Origin of the sequence: Bacillus sp. PPSBB_2 (assembly GCF_045291115.1) — a bacterium.
In the GTDB taxonomy this organism is placed as follows: domain Bacteria; phylum Bacillota; class Bacilli; order Bacillales; family Bacillaceae_G; genus Bacillus_A; species Bacillus_A cereus.
In genome coordinates this window covers 1193402-1211914 of record NZ_CP147983.1, presented here as the reverse complement: position 1 = coordinate 1211914, position 18513 = coordinate 1193402, and the positions used below count along the sequence as shown (strand labels likewise).

Sequence of the window (18513 nt, the reverse complement as noted above, 5' to 3'; positions counted from 1 at the left end):
CGAAAAAACCATACAAAACGTACACTTTACGAATAATTCGTAATGTGATATATTAAAAACGTAGTCAATATAGGAGGTGACGTTATGACTGATTTACAAAAACAAACTATAGTAAGAAACATAAAAAAGTTTTTAAAAGAAAAAGATATGACTCAATCTGACTTAGCTAATCAAATCGGCATCGCAAGAAGTACATTAAGTGATTATATGAATTACAGGGCTAAACCAAGTTCAGGTGTTTTAGAGAAAATGGCTGCTGTCTTCGGCGTAACAAAAGCTGATATTGATACAACTTATAGAAACGTTAAAGTTGAGGTTGTGAACGGAGAACTTCAATTTGTTAGCGATAAAGCACCTACCACGAAAAATAGACCAAGAAAAAAACGTGAAATACCTGTAATCGGTAAAATAGCGGCTGGTACACCAATAGAAGCTGTACAAGATATAGTTGATAGAATTACCCCTCCATATCAAATAGGTAACATTGATGAAATGTTTGGACTCGTTGTACATGGTGAATCCATGAACAAAATTGTTCCTGATGGTCATTACGCAGTATTAAAAAAACAACCTGATGTGGAAAATGGAGAAATAGCAGCTGTAATTGTAAATGGACATTATGCAACTTTAAAAAAGGTTTATAAATTTACGGATTTAATTGTTTTAGAACCTTGTTCACATGATGAAAGCTTTAAAGACCAACAATACTCACGAGATAACTGTGAAGATATAAAGATTATAGGAAAGTTTTTATATAGCGTAAGCCCCATAATTCAATAATTAGGCGGTGAAAAGGTGTATGTAGTCGGCAAATGCCGGCTGAATGAAATATTAAAAGAGAAGAGATTAACTCAAGTAGATCTAGCACTGAAACTTGGTATGGCTAAACAACAAATACATTCTTACGCGAACAACGATAGGGTTATGTCGTATCAAACCGCTAAAAATATCGCTTCTCAACTTAATGTAAGTATGGAAGAACTATATGATCTCATTCAGTTGGATGAACAGTGAGATTTTCTCACTGGGTCCGAAAGTCAATCAAGTAGTTGACCCATTCATACATTAAACCTCAAATACTTTTTATAAAACATTTGTCTAATCGCTTTTAAAAAAACATATGCTATAGAAATTTAGTAAGAAAGGAGTTATATACAATGAAGTGTGTCATTTATAGACGTGTATCCACCGACATGCAAGTTGAAGAAGGTATTTCATTAGATATGCAAAAACTTCGTCTTGAACAATATGCTAAATCACAAGATTGGGTAGTTGTAGATGATTACTGTGACGAAGGATACAGTGCAAAAAATACCGAACGACCTGCTTTTCAACAAATGATAAAAGATATAAAGAAAAAACAATTTGATATTATTCTCGTTTACAGATTAGACCGATTCACTCGTTCCGTTTCAGATTTACATTCCATTCTAAAAACAATGGATGAATATAATGTTAAATTTAAGAGTAGTACAGAAATATTTGATACAACAACCGCTACTGGAAGAATGTTTATCACATTAGTTGCGACACTTGCACAATGGGAGCGTGAAACAACAGCAGAACGTGTAAGAGACTCCATGCAAAAAAAGGCTGAATTAGGTCTTAGAAATGGAGCTAAATCACCTATGGGATATGACCAAAAGGAAGGTAACTTGTATATAAATCATGCCGAATCTGAAATTGTAAAATACATATTCGAGATGTATAAAACTAAGGGTGTAACAAGTATTGTCAAATCATTGAACAGTCGTGGTGTTAAAACCAAACAAGGAAAAATATTTAATTATGATGCGGTTCGTTATATTATAAACAATCCTATTTACATCGGTAAAATCCGCTGGGGAGATGACATCCTAACGGATATAGCTCAGAAAGATTTTGAAACATTTATTGATAAAAACACATGGTATACCATTCAACAAATCCAAAATAGTAGAAAGATAGGAAAAGTTAGATTGCAAAATTTTTTCGTATTCTCCAATGTTTTAAGATGCGCAAGATGTGGGAAACACTTTTTAGGACATAAACAGGTAAGGGCTCAAAATAGAATTGTAATGTCTTATCGATGTAGTTCACGACAGCATAAGGGAATGTGTGACATGCCCCAAATTTCAGAGGATGTAATTGAAAAAGAATTTTTAAGTTTATTAGAAGATGTAATTATTGACCTTGATGACACTGTAGATCAACCTGTAGAACTAAGTAATTTACAAGAACAATATAATAGAATTCAAGAGAAAAAATCACGTTTAAAGTTTTTATTCATAGAAGGTGACATTTCCCAAAATGAATATAAAAAAGAAATGGCTGTAATTATACAAGAAGAAACTACAATCCAAAAGCAACTTGCTAATACAGAAGATACCGTTTCTTCCGTTGAAATAAAAGATTTATTAAGTCGATTGAAGGATGAATGGTTTCATTTAAACAATGAATCTAAGAAAGCGGCGGTAAATTCATTTGTATCTTCTATATCTGTCGAGGTAATAAAACCAGCGAGAACAGGAAAAAAACCTATTGCACCAGTAATAGAGATTAAGGACTTACAATGGAAATATTAAGCTCAAGTCAACTATACTTTTTTAATGTAGTTACATTGGGTTTAATTGACCAAACCATGGTGTTTGAAATGCACTGCCGCCAGACTGAATTAATCCGCTCAACTGCTCTTTATCAAACAGTTCGTGTAAAATTGAACCTTTATCCGCTAATAGATTTTGAAGCCATACTGTTACTGCTTTTGTATAGTGCGGATTGTGCGTTTTCGGATAAGGACTCTTCTTTCTATATAAGATGTCATGTGGAAGTACACCTTCTAACGCTTTACGTAATAGACCTTTTTCGCGGTTTTTATACATTTTCATTTCCCAAGGAATATTCCACGCATATTCGACAAGACGATGATCTGCAAATGGAACACGTACTTCTAAGCTCGCTCCCATACTCATGCGGTCTTTTCTGTCTAATAATGTTGTCATAAACCATACCATATTTAAATAAAATAATTGGCGTCTTTTTGCTTCTAGCGGACTTTCCCCCTCTAAAATAGGAACTTCTTGAATCGACTCTTCATAGCGCCTTTGTACATATTGTTGTAAATTTAATTTATTTCTCCATTCTTTTTTTAGAAGTTGTTCACGTGCCTCTGTAGAACGCATCCACGGAAATGCACTCGATTGTAAATCATCTTCTCTATAAAACCACGGATATCCACCAAATATTTCATCTGCACATTCTCCAGATAAGCCAACGACAAAATCTTGTTTAATTTCTCGGCAAAACCATAATAATGACGAATCGATATCTGCCATACCTGGCAAATCACGAACGAGTACTGCTTCAGTTAAATACTCTGCTAATTTTTCATTCGAAATGACGCAGCGATGATGGGTTGTTTGAAATGTCTCAGTCATTAAATTAATAAACGGAGCATCTGAATTTGGCTGGAATGCATTCGCTTTAAAGTATTTGTCATTATCTTCGTAATCAATAGAATACGTGTGTAATTGCCCTTTTCCCAATCTCTCATATTCTTTCGCTGCAATAGCTGTAATAGCGCTCGAATCTACACCACCCGATAAAAAAGTACATAGTGGTACATCAGAAACAAGCTGTCTTGTAATAGCATCTTGTAATAAAAAGCGCGTTTTCTCTACTGTTTCTTCAAAAGAGTCTTCATGTTTTTTACTTTCTACATTCCAATATCTCCATATGCATAAACCGTTCTTTGAAAATGTCATCGCATGACCTGGACGCAATTCTTTTATACCAGCATAAATACCGTGGCCAGGCGTTCTTGACGGTCCGAGCCCGAATATTTCTGATAATCCTTCTAACGTTACTTCCGCCTTCACATCTGGATGCGACAATATCGCTTTTAACTCCGAACCAAATAGTAAGCGTCCGCTATCATATTTATAAAAAAGTGGCTTTACACCTAATCGATCTCTCGCAATAAATACTTGCTCTTTCTGTTCGTCCCATACTGCAAACGCATATATACCGTTTAAATGATCGACACATTCTTCTTTCCATTCAATATAAGAAGCTAATAATACTTCTGTATCAGAATGACCTTTGAACGTATATCCTCTTCTTAATAATTCCTTTCGAATGTCTTCTGTGTTATAAAGTTCACCGTTATAGCAAATGGCGTAATTCGTTTCATCTTTTAAACAAGTCATCGGCTGTTTACCGCCCTCAGGATCCACAACGATTAACCGCTTATGCCCAAATGCGACATTTCCTTTAATCCAAACTTTATTATCATCCGGCCCCCGTTTCGCTAACGTCTCAGCCATCTTCGTAACGACATCTCTTTCTCCTTCTAATGAGCGTTTATAATCCACCCATCCTGTAATCCCGCACATATAAATCATCCTTCCATCTTATTTCTTTTCTTGAACGTGCAGTAATCCCCACCCTAAGAGTGCGGATCAAAAAATGAAAAACTTGACGATAACCTACTATCCACATATGGAATAGCATTCTCACTCAGTAAAACGTGTTTTATTGTATGCCCACCTATGTCTAGATGTGTCTAGTTATAAAGAACGCACGAACTGTCTATAACAGGAATAACTACTTTTCATAAAGGAGAAATCGTGTATGATACAACGTAAACATATTTTATATAATCAGCCCCGTGCTCATACAGTCGGTAATGTAGAATATATAAACAATGAGTGGGTATTCTTTGATGATGAAAATGATGAAGCGTTTTTATTAGAAGATATTGCCGAAGATGGGTTTGAAATTTTGTATAATAACAATTGGCTACCAGCCCGTTTCTATGAACAAGATGTATTACAAATCGCCAACGAGCAACACCATTTGCAAAATGGTGAAATGATACGTATTCGAAAAAAGTTACTTCTTAGCTATAATGAATGGCTGGAGGAATTACCTGACTCTGTCTTCACATTATTAACCGAATCATTGCAATCACTTCACTACTCTTTATATGATTGCATGTATTGTCATAATTATTTATCTTTCTTACCGCAAGAGGAGTCACGCGAAGGAGTAAATATTCTTTTGTTTGATAACGAAGAAATGATCTGTATACTGCAGCACCATTTCGTCCGTCACACTACGTCAAATAAAAATATGTTCCGTTTTACGAAAGTAAATGGAGAAGAGTTGCATATCGATGCGACATAAAGTGAAACTTTAATCAGTGGGGTAGCCCACTGATTATTAACCTTCACCAATCTGATGTTTACGGGATAAAGTAAAAAACCACCTTATAATCTCCCAAGTCTTTGAGATTATAAGGTGGCTTTATTTTTTATTAGAATACTTTCCAGCCAATCGGTAATTTCAGCCCAAGGTAAAATACTGCTACTAGCGCAACAATAAATAAGCCCCAAACCGCCCCTGTTGGTTTGTTTTTGCTCATTTTCACAAGAACCATTTCCATTCCACCGATAACTAAAATACCAGCTAACATTTTTAAGCCATACCACATGTGCATGCTACCTGTTGCTGTCTTCACAATACTCATGTACAACATGAAGCCTGTCACAATAATAATGATATACATTAGGCGAAGCCCCATATGTACACCTTTCCCTTTTCTTCCTGCTGAATAAAGTGAATACGCAACGAAGAATAAAATTAAACCTAACGCCCATGCTGTAATATGCATATGTACCATCGTATCCCTTACCTCCTCTTTTCACACTTTTTCACTCTATATGATAACATGTTCATTTATTTTCAGGAAATGTTTCGCTTTTTTACATTTAAATGCTATAATATTTAGAGTATTTACAAACTTCTTGTAATAACAAAAGGGGGAACAATCATGATTCAAACTAAGGATATTATCGAACTTACAGACACATACGGAGCAAATAACTATCACCCACTTCCAATCGTTATTTCTAAAGCAGAAGGTGTTTGGGTAGAAGATCCTGAAGGAAACCGCTATATGGACTTATTAAGTGCATATTCTGCAGTAAACCAAGGTCATCGTCACCCGAAAATTATTAACGCTTTAATTGACCAAGCTAATCGTGTTACGTTAACTTCTCGTGCTTTCCATAGCGATCAATTAGGTCCTTGGTACGAAAAAGTTGCGAAACTAACTAATAAAGAAATGGTACTTCCAATGAATACAGGTGCTGAAGCTGTTGAAACTGCAATTAAAACAGTTCGTCGCTGGGCTTATGATGTGAAGAAAGTAGAAGCAAACCGTGCTGAAATCATCGTTTGTGAAGATAACTTCCACGGACGTACAATGGGTTCTGTTTCCATGTCTTCAAATGAAGAGTACAAGCGTGGATTCGGTCCAATGCTTCCTGGCATCGTTGTAATTCCTTACGGTGATTTAGAAGCATTAAAAGCCGCAATTACACCAAACACAGCAGCATTCATTTTAGAGCCAATTCAAGGTGAAGCAGGAATTAATATCCCACCAGCTGGTTACTTAAAAGAAGCTTTTGAAGTATGTAAAAAAGAAAACGTTTTATTTGTAGCAGATGAAATCCAAACTGGCTTAGGCCGTACTGGTAAAGTATTTGCTTGTGACTGGGACAATGTAACTCCTGACATGTACATACTTGGTAAAGCACTTGGCGGCGGTGTGTTCCCAATCTCTTGCGTAGCAGCAAACCGCGACATTTTAGGTGTATTTGAACCAGGTTCTCACGGTTCTACATTCGGTGGTAATCCACTTGCATGTGCTGTTTCTATCGCGGCTCTTGAAGTGTTAGAAGAAGAAAAATTAACAGAGCGTTCTCTTCAATTAGGTGAAAAATTAGTTGGGCAATTAAAAGAGATTGATAACCCAATGATCACTGAAGTTCGTGGTAAAGGTTTATTCATCGGTATCGAATTAAACGAGCCAGCTCGTCCTTACTGTGAACAACTAAAAGCAGCTGGTCTATTATGTAAAGAAACACACGAAAATGTAATTCGTATCGCACCACCTCTAGTAATCTCTGAAGAAGATTTAGAGTGGGCATTCCAAAAAATTAAAGCTGTATTATCGTAATGATAGAGAGGTTGTCCGACATGTTGGGACAACCTCTTTCTTTTTATATTCATTTATATTAAGATGAAATTGTAATTTTCTGTATTTTAAAATCGTAAAGGAGGTGCGACATGCTATTAAGATATGGTAAACATATTAACTATTTAGCTACAGCTTTTATTTTAGTTACATTCTTTGGTTTCCTACTTTCCACAACATGGCTTCATTACTCAACTCCTACTACACTCACACTACTGAAAGCATCATTTTGGACTGCTGTTATTCTTACTATCATTGGTTTTGGACGAGAAAAAAGCGCACTTACGGTTATACTATTTGGCATTTGTACACTTGCATTCATTGGTCTTTACACTTTTGCCGTTATCGATTACCTCTATAACCCAAGGCCATAAAAAAGAGCTATCTTTTAACAAGATAGCTCTTTTCTTTATTTCACTACATTTCGTAAAGTACCAATTCCTTCTACTGTAATGACCACTTCATCACCAGCATGTAAAAACTTCGGTGGTGTAAAACCTTTTCCGACACCAGCCGGCGTTCCTGTTGCGATAATATCGCCTGGTTCTAAAGTCATTCCTTTACTTATCGTTGAAATAATTTCTTCTATTGAAAAAATCATTTTATTTGTGTTAGAAGTTTGCCTTACTTCTCCATTTACTACCGTTTCAATGTGTAATGCATTCGGCGCATTAACCACCGATTTATGAATTAAATACGGTCCCATCGGACAAAATGTATCGAAGCTTTTCCCAAGGAAAAACTGTTTATGTTTTCTTTGAATGTCTCGAGCTGTTACATCATTGATAATCGTATAACCAAAAACATGCTCAAGCGCTTTTTCTTTTTTTATTTGTTTCCCTCGCTTACCAATAATGATAGCTAATTCTCCTTCGTAATCTAGTTCGTCCGTTGCATGAGGGTGACCATTAATTTGCTCATTTATGCCAATAACTGTTGTTGGTGCTTTCGTAAAGATCATTATATTTTCTGGAATAGACTCTACTCCGCCCATTTCTACCGCATGCTCACGATAGTTTTTTCCAACGCACAAAATATTCTTTCTTGGCCTTGGAATCGGCGCTAATATTTTCACCTCTGTTAACGGATAATACGCCGCTTCCCCGTTCTCTTTTGCCCAATTTACAATTTCACATACTTTCTCAAAGCATTCAGTCCCTCTTTCAATACACTCTAACATTGTAATAGGGATTGTAACCTTTTCCCCTTTTTGTCTTTGCGCTTCTCTTAAGTGTAATACCTTTTCTTCTTCTTCATCTACAATACCTACAAATACCTTTTCTTCTTTCTTCGCCGTTACAAAACGCAATATTTCCACTCTCCATCCTAAAACTCATACCCTTTAATTGTATTCGCATCCGCAAGAAAAAAACCTTCTCATGCACGCTAATTTTTACAATATTCTTCTCATCCCCTATTCGTTACCCCTTTATCATTTGGCATAAAATGTAGAAATTTTACTTTTTTTAGCGAATGCATTTCTTTTTTATGAAGTTTTTGTATAATATGTACTACATATATACTAAAAATTTCATTTAGAGATGGAGCCGATTTCAATGTTTGAGCAAGCGATTGAAAAAAAACGTGAAAAAATGATTTATTTTGCTGAACGCTATGGAATGACTTCTCAAAAAACAGTGGATTGTAGCCAAGAACTGGACAGGCTCTTAAATGTAATTTGTCATGTACATACGGATTTACACCCTAATCAAACGTTCAAAACACACACGCAATAATGCGTGTGTTTCTTTTATTTCAAAAAAATACACATTTTATTGGAAACGCCCATACAATAGTAGAAAAGAAAATTTTAAAAGCGAAGGGTGTTTTGTATGCCAGCTATGGTCGGACATATTCGTATCGTCAATATTGGATCAAGTGGTATTTTTCATATTGGAGATGTATTTGCGATTAGGCCTATTAGTTACTCACGTGCTTTCGCCGGGGCCGGCTCTTTCAACGTTGGAGATAATGTTTCTGTCTACAATTATCAAAGTGCAACGACTGTCAACGATTCAGATGTAATCGATCAAGCGATAATTGGCTCAACTTAAAGGAGGCAATTGCATTGAATTTTTATGTAAACCAAAGTATCATCATCAACAGTATTAAAATTGATAGCATTACAACCTCTTCTGTGTTCCAAATTGGTACTGCCGGAAGTATTAAAGCCCTATCTAAATTTTCAAATACGGGCGGATTTACGGAACCGCTTCGCCCATTACAGGCGAAAGGACAAATTATTTCTATCAAACCATCAACTAGTTCTTCTTAAGACATCCTTGTCATAAATATATAGCAGGAATATTTTTACCCTCCCTATTGAAAAGGAGGTTTCACAAATGAATCAAGATATATATACTTACTTACACCAACTTCAACAAGCTCTTCAAACACAACAAGCAACCATCCTGAATTTAGAAGATCAAGTGCGCCAACTCCAAGAAGAGCTTAACGAATTAAAAAATCGCCCCTCCTCTTCTGTAGGAAAAGTGGAATACAAATTCGATCAATTAAAAGTCGAAAATTTAAATGGTACTTTAAATATTGGTTTAAACCCATTTTCAGCAAAAGGACAACAAATTGAAGATTTTCAAGTGGATACAGAAACATTGAAGGTAAACCCTGAAACCGAAACAAACCCAGACTTTTATCAAGGTATCCTCCAAGAAATGCATCGATACTTAGATGAAGAAGCATATAATCGTATTCTCCATTTTGAACAAGAAGAGAGAACACCGCTTGATGAAATGTATCGACAAATGATGGTGGATGACATAAAAAAACAGATGGAGCATCGACTCCCTTATTATTTATCACAAGCGCAATCATATGAAGGTATTTCAACAGATTCAGACTATTTACGAGATATCATTATTCAGGCAATGAAACAAGATATTGACAAAGCCTTTCTCTCCTTTATTCAGCACATACCGGGAAATTTCCGAAAGGAGTAAGTAGGTATGAACCTTAACGTTGTAAACCGTGAGTTAAAAGTCGGACAGATTAAAATGAACGGTGTATCGTCGTCCGCACTCTTTTTAATTGGAGATGCAAATCTCCTCATTCTATCTTCTATTCTCGATACACCATTTGAAACAGTTACAGAGGGTCCATTTGTACCATTAGTAACAGATGTCCCTCCTACTCCAGGTTAAGGAGACTGAAAAATTATGTTGCATCATGTGTCTATTGTCCAAAATGTTTCTATTGTTTCGTTAGGGATTGCTGCCGTATTTCAAGTTGGAGATGCCAATCAAATGGAATTAAAAAGTAGAGCTATTGCCGTCCACCGTGAAATTCCTTGTTATATACGGGGAGAAGGTAGCTTTGATGCTTTTGAAATCTTTACAGATGAACACATTACAATTCCAAAACGAACGACAGATGTAAAATTAAATATTGTAAATGAATGCCCTTTTATTGAAGTGAATAACGTTGAATTGCGCACACTTTTAAACTCTGGTGGATTTCAAATTGGAAATGTTGATTATGTTTTTAATAACTCTCGTATTATGCAAATCCGCCAATATCTTACAGATGAACCTTCCGCACAATAATTCATATAGTAATTACAAAGTTTAGTAAAGTAGGTGGATGGATATGCCTTCTGTTGTTGGAAATCTCGTCGTTCAAAACAGTAACGGTTCTTTCAATTTAGGAGATTTTTATAACGTTTCTCCGAAAGAAAACACGAAAGCTTATAATGGGTCCGGAGCTTCCAATGTTGGATTTGTCGTGAATACGTTTAACGGTGTTAGTGCAACGAATACATTTGATTCTGATGTGGCAGATCAAGATCAGATTGGAACAGCGTAAAAAAAGTAGGAGATATTCTCCTACTTTTTTCTTTTATCTAATTCAAAATTATTAAAATGAAATTTTAATAAGCAAGAGCTTGACTGTCCACAAATAGTGGTATAAACAAGTAAGTAGTGAAGAGGCACTATTTTATTTAAATGATAACCCACTCTCCTCCAAAGCCTTCCTAAGCTTCGGCAAAGACGCAGGTCCCATACCATGCAGTTTTAAAATTTCTTTTTCACTATATTTTGAGAGTTCTTCTACAGTTTGAATTCCACGGTGCTCTAATGCCCTTCTTGCTGGCGCTGAAAGAAGAGAGAGAAAACCTTCTTTTGGTTTTCTCTCTTTCTCACAGACTGGGCAAGTTGGACAATCGCTACTTTTATAGTACTCGTGTCCCTGTTCACAAGTTCTTAACGTTTTTTCCGTTACCATTTTCAAGCCCCTCTATTCTTCAATATTTACAACGTGATTCCCATCAAAGAAGTATAAACATTTCTCTTTTACAGGATGTTGTAAGCTTTTCTCCAGTGCTTTTGCATATAACGAAAGCTGCACTTTATATCGATCTTCTAAAATTGGTTTCGCTTGTTCGAATCCGCCTGGGAATTTCCCTTCAATCGTATCTGTTTTGAAGTCGATTAACGTAATGCCATCTTCCTCTTCAATCATGCAGTCGATAACCCCTTGGACAAGAATCATTTCCCCGCTCTTCCCTTGCCAATCTTGATATGCTTCTTCTGCTGCAAGCATCATCGTAAATGGAACTTCACGCTCAACACTTTTCGCCGCTAATACCCTTTTACCTAAGTCACTGTCAAAGAATGAAATTACTTTTTCAATCGCTATTTCTTCCGCCTGCTCGAATGTTAATAATTCCTTATTTACCATTCCAGCAATTTGCTCTTGAAGAACTTCAACCGTAATCGGCTTCTTCAAATCAACATGCTGCATAACGGCATGGACTGCTGTTCCGCGCTCTGCGTACGTTAACCCTTTTTTCTCCATAAAGCGCGGACGTGTTTTAATTGGTGCACGTAGTTTTTTAATAAAGGCGTTATCACTACCATCTTCTGATTGATAATTTCTCTTTATTTCTGTAACAGATTGCTTCGCACGGTGAGATGTTGCTTCCTCATATCCGTACTTCCACATTAATCTATCGTACACTTCATCTTTTCGTTCACTTTCTAACGGCACAGCCTTTTTCTCACGAAGCGCTTCTAACAATTCTTGTTTCTCTTCTTGAACTGGCTCTGGTGCAAGTAGCGTATTACCGTCCACAACTTCTACTTTCCAGCTAGTGTCATACCCGTAAATTTCATCTGGAATACTTCCTTGTCCTAATTCAAGAAGCATTTCACTATCACGGTGTCTATATAATGAAGGTGCAATCCAGTCTAAATAACAAGACGCCCCGGCACGTATGTGATCTGGTAATAACCATTCACTATGTTCCCTCGCATCAAGCCATTTTTCCATTTCCTTATTTGCATCCTTAACTGTTCCGATTAAAATTAACTTCTCTTTCGCGCGCGTCAACGCTACGTATAGTACGCGCATTTCTTCCGCAATTAATTCCATTTTCATTTTACGCTTAATCGCAAGCTGTGATAATGTTGTATATTTAATTCGTTTACGCGGATCGATAAATTGCGAACCGAAACCGAAATCTTTATGCAATAAGAAACGTTTCATTAAGTCTTGTGTATTAAAACGACGACCGAGTCCAGCTACAAATACAACCGGGAACTCTAACCCTTTACTTTTATGAATCGTCATAATGCGAACAACGTCTTCTTGTTCACCGAGGGCCCTCGCCGTACCCATGTCATCACCGCGTTCTAAAATACGTTCAATAAAACGTAAGAAGCGGAATAATCCTCTAAATGATGTTGCTTCGTATTGTCTTGCGCGGTCATATAGTACGCGTAAGTTTGCCTGCCTTTGCTTTCCAGCTGGTAAACCGCCAACGAAGTCGTAATAACCTGTCTCACCGTACACTTTCCAAATTAAATCAGAAAGTGATTGTTGACGTGCAAATTCACGCCATCCTTGCAGTAAGTTATAAAACCACTCTAATTTATCATGAAGTTCTTGCTCCTCTTCAAGTGGTGCCCCTTTTAAGAATGAGCTCATTACTTCATAAAACGAGCCTTTCTTTCCATGAGCACGAAGCGTTGCAAGTTCTTCATCGCTCAATCCAACGATTGGAGAACGAAGTACAGCTGCAAGCGGAATATCTTGCATCGGATTATCAATAACGCGGAATACGTTCATCATAATATTTACTTCCGTCGCTTCAAAGTAACCAGTCGCAAGGTCAGCGTATACTGGAATTCCTTGTAATTTTAACTCTTCCATAATTTGCGGGGCCCACGGCATGGAGCGAAGTAAAATAACGAAGTCGCGGTATTGTACCGGACGCATACTATCATTTTTACGGTCATACACTTCATAACCGGAATCCACCATCGCTTTAATGCGCTGCGCCATAAGACGAGCTTCAAGCTGTGCTTTTTCGACTTCTGCACCTTCTTCTCCGTCTATTACTTCTTCTTCCGTTTGCTGAATGCACAGTAGTTCTGCCGCTACATCTTCACCTTCTGGATAGGTAGCACCTAACTTTAATTCAGCGTCTGCATCGTAGTCGATTTCTCCGACTTCTTCACCCATAATTTGTTTGAAGATAAAGTTCGCACCTGCTAGTACTTCATAACGACTACGGAAGTTTTTCGCTAAGTCAATCTTCATTCCGCCGCCCAATCCTTCTTGTGTGAAGCGTTTATATTTTCCTAGGAATAGTCCTGGCTCGGCTAGTCGGAAACGATAAATCGACTGCTTTACGTCACCAACCATGAACAAGTTTCCTTCACTCTCAGAATCTTTCGTTACGAATTTAATAATGGATTCCTGTACAAAGTTCGTGTCTTGATATTCATCGACTAATACTTCAGCAAATTTATTACGATATTGGAGCGCCACTGCTGACGGATTCATTTCACCATTTTCACTTTGTTCACTTAAAATTTGTAAACAAAAATGCTCTAAATCTGTGAAATCGACCATTCCTTTATCTCTCTTCATCGCTTGGAAACGCTCTGTAAATACTTTTACAAGTTGAACAAGCTTTTCTAATACTGGGTGCATATCTTGAAAATCTCGTAAGAAACTTTCAGGTTTGCGGCTAAATAACTCTTCTTGTAATTTCTTCACTTCATCTTTCGCTTTATTACGAAGAGAGTCTACTTGTTTTACAACATCTTCATTGTAATCACTTTTCTTAATACGCTTTAACGTTTGCCACGATACGTTTTGCATCGCTTCATACACACTTGTCCATGACTCACGAGCAGCTGATGATAGCGTTCCAAGTAATGCTACATCTGCTTGCAGGGTTTCAATGCGAGGCGCTGGACCGTCAGGAAGCATTGCGAGTTCAGTTGCCTTACGAATATGCTGTTCCGCTGTTTCAAGCTGGAATTTCACATCTTCTAATAAATAAGAAGCATACACTAAATCTTCAATTGTCTTTCCTTCTACGTCATATGCTTCTACTAATTTATCAAGCCATTTTTCCGGATTTGGATGCGCTCTTGACTCTGTATGAAGCGCTAAAATCATACGTTGTAAGTCATCATCACTACGGTCACTCGTATAACGATCAACAAGTTCAAAGAAGATTGTATTATCTTCGATTCCGTACTCTTCTTCTAATATGTCATCTAGCACTTCTTCTTTTAACAATTCATTTTCTGTTTGATTCGCAATACGGAAACGAGGATCAACATCAAGCATGTAGTAATATCCTCTAATTACTTGTAAACAAAATGAGTGAATTGTTGAAATGGAAGCTTTATTTAATAGGCTCAGCTGCTTTCTTACGTGTTGAGAACCTGGTTCATCAATTAATACCTTTTCTAACGCTTCCCCGATTCGGTTTTTCATCTCTTGCGCCGCTGCATTCGTAAATGTTACAACGAGCAGGCGGTCGACATCGACTGGATTCTCTTCATTAATAATCTTTTTAATAATACGTTCAACTAATACTGCTGTTTTCCCTGACCCAGCTGCAGCCGCAACTAAAATATCACGTCCATTCGCTACAACAGCTTTCCACTGGTCATCTGTCCATTGACTACCTTCTGGTTTTTCAGGCCAATTTTCTATCATTCTCCGCCAACCTCCTCTCTTATTTTCTCCATTGCTTCGCTATCTTTCATATCTTTTAACGATCGGAACTGATTATCTTCAAGTGACTCATCAAATTGACAAACAGATTTGAAGTTACAGAACGTACATGCTGCTTTATTTCCCATTTTATAAGGAGCAATATCGATAACACCTTCTGTAATATCTTTTCCGATATTTTCAAACGTATGGTGTACATATTTTTGCAGTACGTTAAACTCTTGCTCACTTGCAATACTTGAACGCGCACTAAAGCTACCGTCTTTTTTCAGGCCAGCAGAAATAATATCTGAGCTCCCTGTTGAAAGTTTGTTATCCATTAAACGAACAACGTCAGCATCTCCTAATACGAGTCCTTTCATTTTAAATTTCTTTAAAATTTCTTTTTCAATTTCAGCTTCAGATGCGTCACCTTTCATCTCAACGATTGGGTTATGAATATGGAAATACAATACACCAGCTGGTGATGCTGCGTGGCCTTTTTTCATCCACGTCTGTGCATTCGAAGTAACGACATCTAAATACGTTAACATTTGAAGTGCTAATCCGTAATACACTTCCGTTAAATCTAACGCTTTTGAACTTGATTTATAATCAATAATACGTAAGAACGTCCCGTTTTCATCTTCTGCCTTATCAACACGGTCAATACGGCCGACTACTTCCATCTTCACACCATTTGGTAATGAGAATTCCATCGGCGGAAGTGATCCTGTACCACCCATACCGAACGGCACTTCTAAATCAACTGGTACGAATCCGCTTGACTTCGCATGTTCACGAAGAATGATTGAAGTACGGAAAATGATTTGTTGTAGTTTTTGTTTTAAATAGAAATGACGGTTTGAACTTAATAAAATTTGTCGTTGTAATAACGGTGCGATTTCTTCTATTACTAAAACAGAAAGATGCTCACACTCTTTTATGGATAAATCCGCCCAAGTACGGTTTTCACGCAATAACTTGTCCGCAATTTTCTTTAATGCCGCATGGAATAATTCGCCGATGTCTGGCGCATCAAGCTTGAAAATATCACGCTCTCTAAGCGATAAACCGTGCTGCGCAAAATGAGCGTATGCACAACGGTTAAATAGTTCCATACGAGAGACACTTCCTTTAATTATATCTCCGTATAAATCTCTACTTACTGCTGTACTTAGTTTCTTCGCACGATTTCGATAGAATAAACTTGATAAGACGCGGCTGCTTTTTTGTTTCCATTCATCTGAAGTTACGTAGAAATTATATACGTCCCACCAAAAGTCTAAATTCCCTTCAAATCCGTATCGCTTCCACGTTTGTAGTTGCTGCATAACGTAAGATAACGTTACTTCTGGCGTTGCTACGTATGAAATTTGTTCTGAACGTGATAAATCGTTTACATCATTCGTAATAAATGAATCTTTCACATTAGGGAACATTCTTTTTATTTTCTTAATAAAGCTAGACGCAAGTAACGTCTTTCCTTCTTCATCTGCAAGCGGGCATGAAATGTATAGCTTCTCAGATGCTCTCGTTACCATTTGATACATAACGAACTGTTCTTCTAACAAAGTTTGTCTCGTCGTTGGCGCTAATTCAATCCCTGCTGCACCAAGAACTTCTCTTTCTTCATCAGAAAGCATACCTTCGTCCATAGGTGCTGCTGGAATAACACCCTCATTTACACCTATAATAAACGTTGCTTTCACATCAGATAACCTGGAGTGATCAATATTAGCAATTAACACTTGGTCTAATGACGGCGGAATGTTAGCAAATTGAAGCGCCTCAAGACCAGTCGACATAACGTCCGTAAACATAGAAAGAGACATTTTCTCTTCACCAAGCATCTCTACAAACGTATCAAGAAGGCTCATTACTTCTTCCCATACTTGTTCATGATCTGTCGCAAATAAGAAATCTCCACTTTCTTCTGCACGTATACGTAATTCTTCTAGTTTTTTCGGAACATCCAGTTCTTCTAAAAATAAGTAAACTGCTTCACACATTTGCATAACTGTTCCTGCACGCTTTAACCTTTTTTGCATGCGAATAACAGGTGTTCTTACAACGTCACGTAACCTATTTATTTTCTCTTCCATTTCACGTTCACTGTCTGTGATCATCCCGTTCGTATCATCAAGAGAACGATAACGGCGATACATCCATGGATCCTCTGAAGTCCATCTCTTTCCTTGTACACCGTACGCTAAACAGTAATTTTCAAATTCATCCATTTCTTCACGCATCGTTTCTTTTCTTACGTCTAATGGATATAAAAGCTCTGTTTTCACGCAACGGAACACCGCATCATAACGCCAATTCCCACTAATAATCTCGAGTGCAGAACGAATACATTCTACTAATGGGTGGTGTGACATCGGGCGCTTTTCATCGATGAAGTGCGGGATATTATAATCTGTAAATAACGTTCGCATCACATCGTAATAACTTTCCCCATTACGAAGAAGCACTGCAATATCCCGGTAACGATATTTTTCATTCGCAACAAGTTTACGAATTTCACGAGCAACACCTTCTACCTCCGCTCGTAAATTCGCAGCTGTACTAATCATTACACTCGCTTCACCGTTAAATTTTTCATTCGGACGCGCTTCATAATGCGCTTCTAAATGCGCTAATGCTGGAGAATGAAAACGCGGCTGTTCCATAAGTGGAATTGTTTTTTCAATTTCTATTTTCTCTTCACGCGCTACTTGTTTTATTTTTTCATACGTTAACGTCGTTTCATAAAATAAATCGAGTTCATTTACTGGCTGCGCTAACGTTTTTTCATCTATCGTTAACGTGATCGTAACTCTCGCTCCGCAAATCATAAGCTGTCTTACAATCTCTAACTCTTGCGGGGAGAATGAATGAAATCCATCTATATAAATTTCCGCACCATTTACATATTCAGACTGCGGAAGCTTTTCCACTAGCAATTGCAGGTAGTCTTCTGAATCTAAGTATTTTCCAATTAAAGCACGTTCAAAATCATCGTATAATAGCTGTAAATCATACACTTTATTCGCTAGTAACTTTTGTTCGGCACTGCTACTATGCGCATCTAATTGTTGCCACATTTCATATACGTTAGATGGCGTTACATTGTAACGTTTAAACTCTGCAATCATACTGCCAAGATGTTCAAAGAAACCGTTTTGCTCCGCTGCTTTTTGGAACACCGATAATCCATCTTTACGAGACTCTACAATTTTACGGAGTAACATATGTACACCAGCTTCATCAATATGAAGACGACTCGCTCCGCCAACTTCTTGCAGTACCTTCCACGCTAATCGTGAAAAACTAAAAACTTGTGCCCGAATAGAACCTCTTACATCCTCACTTCCAATTAACGCCTGCTGCGTCTGGAATGTCATCTGTTCTGGCACAAGATATAATATTGTTTTCCCTCTCGGGCGTTGTTTTAACTCTTCTTGCACTTCGCGTAAACAAAGTGTACTTTTTCCACTTCCCGCTCTACCAATCACAAATCGAAGTGACATGTA

General features: G+C 37.3%; 19 protein-coding genes. 13 read left to right on the top strand and 6 right to left on the bottom strand.

The features are described 5' to 3' along the window. Positions 1-84: 84 nt before the first annotated feature. From V6946_RS05925 to V6946_RS05915, 3 genes are all read left to right on the top strand, one after another. The gene (locus tag V6946_RS05925) at positions 85-780 is read left to right on the top strand and encodes a LexA family transcriptional regulator (RefSeq protein ID WP_006919336.1); all 696 of its coding nucleotides are present in this window, start codon (positions 85-87) and stop codon (positions 778-780) included. A gap of 15 nt (positions 781-795) precedes the next feature. Further along, the gene (locus V6946_RS05920) at positions 796-1014 is read left to right on the top strand and encodes a helix-turn-helix transcriptional regulator (RefSeq protein WP_006919334.1); all 219 of its coding nucleotides are present in this window, start codon (positions 796-798) and stop codon (positions 1012-1014) included. A 143-nt stretch (positions 1015-1157) separates the two neighbouring features. Continuing rightward, complete coding sequence (locus V6946_RS05915; protein WP_006919332.1) at positions 1158-2564, top strand: recombinase family protein; 1407 nt, start codon at positions 1158-1160, stop codon at positions 2562-2564. Positions 2565-2594: 30 nt separating this feature from the next. Here V6946_RS05915 and asnB read toward each other — a convergent pair whose 3' ends face one another. After that, positions 2595-4373, bottom strand: coding sequence for an asparagine synthase (glutamine-hydrolyzing) (asnB, locus tag V6946_RS05910; protein ID WP_197228455.1), 1779 nt, complete (start codon positions 4371-4373; stop codon positions 2595-2597). A 238-nt stretch (positions 4374-4611) separates the two neighbouring features. Here asnB and V6946_RS05905 point away from each other — a divergent pair, with 238 nt between their 5' ends. After that, complete coding sequence (locus V6946_RS05905) at positions 4612-5166, top strand: DUF2777 domain-containing protein (RefSeq protein WP_006924963.1); 555 nt, start codon at positions 4612-4614, stop codon at positions 5164-5166. Positions 5167-5296: 130 nt separating this feature from the next. On the opposite strand, the gene V6946_RS05900 is transcribed toward V6946_RS05905, so the two are convergent. Then, complete coding sequence (locus V6946_RS05900; RefSeq protein ID WP_000233494.1) at positions 5297-5662, bottom strand: YisL family protein; 366 nt, start codon at positions 5660-5662, stop codon at positions 5297-5299. A 150-nt stretch (positions 5663-5812) separates the two neighbouring features. On the opposite strand from V6946_RS05900, the gene rocD reads away from it, so the two are divergent. Beyond that, entirely contained in the window at positions 5813-7003 is a 1191-nt protein-coding gene (gene rocD, locus V6946_RS05895; RefSeq protein ID WP_000616658.1) for an ornithine aminotransferase, read from the top strand. Between the two features lie 110 nt (positions 7004-7113). Beyond that, on the top strand, positions 7114-7395 hold the full coding sequence (locus V6946_RS05890) for a hypothetical protein (protein ID WP_000926857.1): 282 nt from the start codon (positions 7114-7116) through the stop codon (positions 7393-7395). 35 nt (positions 7396-7430) lie between these two features. On the opposite strand, the gene V6946_RS05885 is transcribed toward V6946_RS05890, so the two are convergent. Continuing rightward, positions 7431-8330, bottom strand: coding sequence for a fumarylacetoacetate hydrolase family protein (locus V6946_RS05885; RefSeq protein WP_001213071.1), 900 nt, complete (start codon positions 8328-8330; stop codon positions 7431-7433). A 247-nt stretch (positions 8331-8577) separates the two neighbouring features. On the opposite strand from V6946_RS05885, the gene V6946_RS05880 reads away from it, so the two are divergent. The 7 genes from V6946_RS05880 (at position 8578) to gerPF (ending at position 10840) form a co-directional block, all read left to right on the top strand. After that, positions 8578-8757, top strand: coding sequence for an aspartyl-phosphate phosphatase Spo0E family protein (locus V6946_RS05880; RefSeq protein ID WP_000462841.1), 180 nt, complete (start codon positions 8578-8580; stop codon positions 8755-8757). 96 nt (positions 8758-8853) lie between these two features. Further along, complete coding sequence (gene gerPA, locus V6946_RS05875; protein ID WP_001111187.1) at positions 8854-9075, top strand: spore germination protein GerPA; 222 nt, start codon at positions 8854-8856, stop codon at positions 9073-9075. A 14-nt stretch (positions 9076-9089) separates the two neighbouring features. Then, entirely contained in the window at positions 9090-9296 is a 207-nt protein-coding gene (gene gerPB / locus V6946_RS05870) for a spore germination protein GerPB (protein WP_001012508.1), read from the top strand. A 67-nt stretch (positions 9297-9363) separates the two neighbouring features. Continuing rightward, a complete protein-coding gene (gene gerPC / locus V6946_RS05865) occupies positions 9364-9978 on the top strand; it encodes a spore germination protein GerPC (RefSeq protein WP_006924955.1) in 615 nt (204 codons plus the stop codon). A gap of 6 nt (positions 9979-9984) precedes the next feature. Next, on the top strand, positions 9985-10179 hold the full coding sequence (gerPD, locus tag V6946_RS05860; RefSeq protein WP_001052807.1) for a spore germination protein GerPD: 195 nt from the start codon (positions 9985-9987) through the stop codon (positions 10177-10179). A gap of 15 nt (positions 10180-10194) precedes the next feature. Further along, the gene (locus V6946_RS05855; RefSeq protein ID WP_366982175.1) at positions 10195-10581 is read left to right on the top strand and encodes a spore germination protein GerPE; all 387 of its coding nucleotides are present in this window, start codon (positions 10195-10197) and stop codon (positions 10579-10581) included. A 43-nt stretch (positions 10582-10624) separates the two neighbouring features. After that, positions 10625-10840 carry a spore germination protein GerPF gene (gene gerPF, locus V6946_RS05850; RefSeq protein ID WP_001141566.1) on the top strand — a complete coding sequence of 72 codons (216 nt, stop codon included), beginning with the start codon at positions 10625-10627 and terminating at the stop codon, positions 10838-10840. A 132-nt stretch (positions 10841-10972) separates the two neighbouring features. Here the strand turns inward: gerPF and V6946_RS05845 are convergent, their stop codons facing one another. The 3 genes from V6946_RS05845 to addB are packed head-to-tail and all read right to left on the bottom strand — an operon-like array spanning position 10973 to position 18510. Further along, positions 10973-11260 (bottom strand): RNA polymerase alpha subunit C-terminal domain-containing protein, encoded by a 288-nt coding sequence (locus tag V6946_RS05845; protein ID WP_000255728.1) that lies wholly within the window; start codon positions 11258-11260, stop codon positions 10973-10975. A gap of 12 nt (positions 11261-11272) precedes the next feature. Then, entirely contained in the window at positions 11273-14998 is a 3726-nt protein-coding gene (gene addA / locus V6946_RS05840) for a helicase-exonuclease AddAB subunit AddA (RefSeq protein ID WP_366982174.1), read from the bottom strand. Beyond that, positions 14995-18510: a helicase-exonuclease AddAB subunit AddB gene (addB, locus tag V6946_RS05835; protein ID WP_366982172.1), complete on the bottom strand. Its 3516-nt coding sequence runs from the start codon at positions 18508-18510 to the stop codon at positions 14995-14997. Before addB ends, addA begins: the two co-directional genes overlap by 4 nt. Positions 18511-18513: the final 3 nt, after the last annotated feature.

Coding starts and splice junctions, on each gene's coding strand:
- V6946_RS05900 (WP_000233494.1), bottom strand. CDS start 5,662: ATGGTACATATGCATATTACAGCATGGGCGTTAGGTTTAATTTTATTC.
- V6946_RS05855 (WP_366982175.1), top strand. CDS start 10,195: ATGTTGCATCATGTGTCTATTGTCCAAAATGTTTCTATTGTTTCGTTA.
- V6946_RS05905 (WP_006924963.1), top strand. CDS start 4,612: ATGATACAACGTAAACATATTTTATATAATCAGCCCCGTGCTCATACA.
- V6946_RS05915 (WP_006919332.1), top strand. CDS start 1,158: ATGAAGTGTGTCATTTATAGACGTGTATCCACCGACATGCAAGTTGAA.
- V6946_RS05845 (WP_000255728.1), bottom strand. CDS start 11,260: ATGGTAACGGAAAAAACGTTAAGAACTTGTGAACAGGGACACGAGTAC.
- addB (WP_366982172.1), bottom strand. CDS start 18,510: ATGTCACTTCGATTTGTGATTGGTAGAGCGGGAAGTGGAAAAAGTACA.
- rocD (WP_000616658.1), top strand. CDS start 5,813: ATGATTCAAACTAAGGATATTATCGAACTTACAGACACATACGGAGCA.
- V6946_RS05925 (WP_006919336.1), top strand. CDS start 85: ATGACTGATTTACAAAAACAAACTATAGTAAGAAACATAAAAAAGTTT.
- gerPA (WP_001111187.1), top strand. CDS start 8,854: ATGCCAGCTATGGTCGGACATATTCGTATCGTCAATATTGGATCAAGT.
- V6946_RS05890 (WP_000926857.1), top strand. CDS start 7,114: ATGCTATTAAGATATGGTAAACATATTAACTATTTAGCTACAGCTTTT.
- V6946_RS05880 (WP_000462841.1), top strand. CDS start 8,578: ATGTTTGAGCAAGCGATTGAAAAAAAACGTGAAAAAATGATTTATTTT.
- gerPF (WP_001141566.1), top strand. CDS start 10,625: ATGCCTTCTGTTGTTGGAAATCTCGTCGTTCAAAACAGTAACGGTTCT.
- gerPD (WP_001052807.1), top strand. CDS start 9,985: ATGAACCTTAACGTTGTAAACCGTGAGTTAAAAGTCGGACAGATTAAA.
- addA (WP_366982174.1), bottom strand. CDS start 14,998: ATGATAGAAAATTGGCCTGAAAAACCAGAAGGTAGTCAATGGACAGAT.
- gerPC (WP_006924955.1), top strand. CDS start 9,364: ATGAATCAAGATATATATACTTACTTACACCAACTTCAACAAGCTCTT.
- asnB (WP_197228455.1), bottom strand. CDS start 4,373: ATGTGCGGGATTACAGGATGGGTGGATTATAAACGCTCATTAGAAGGA.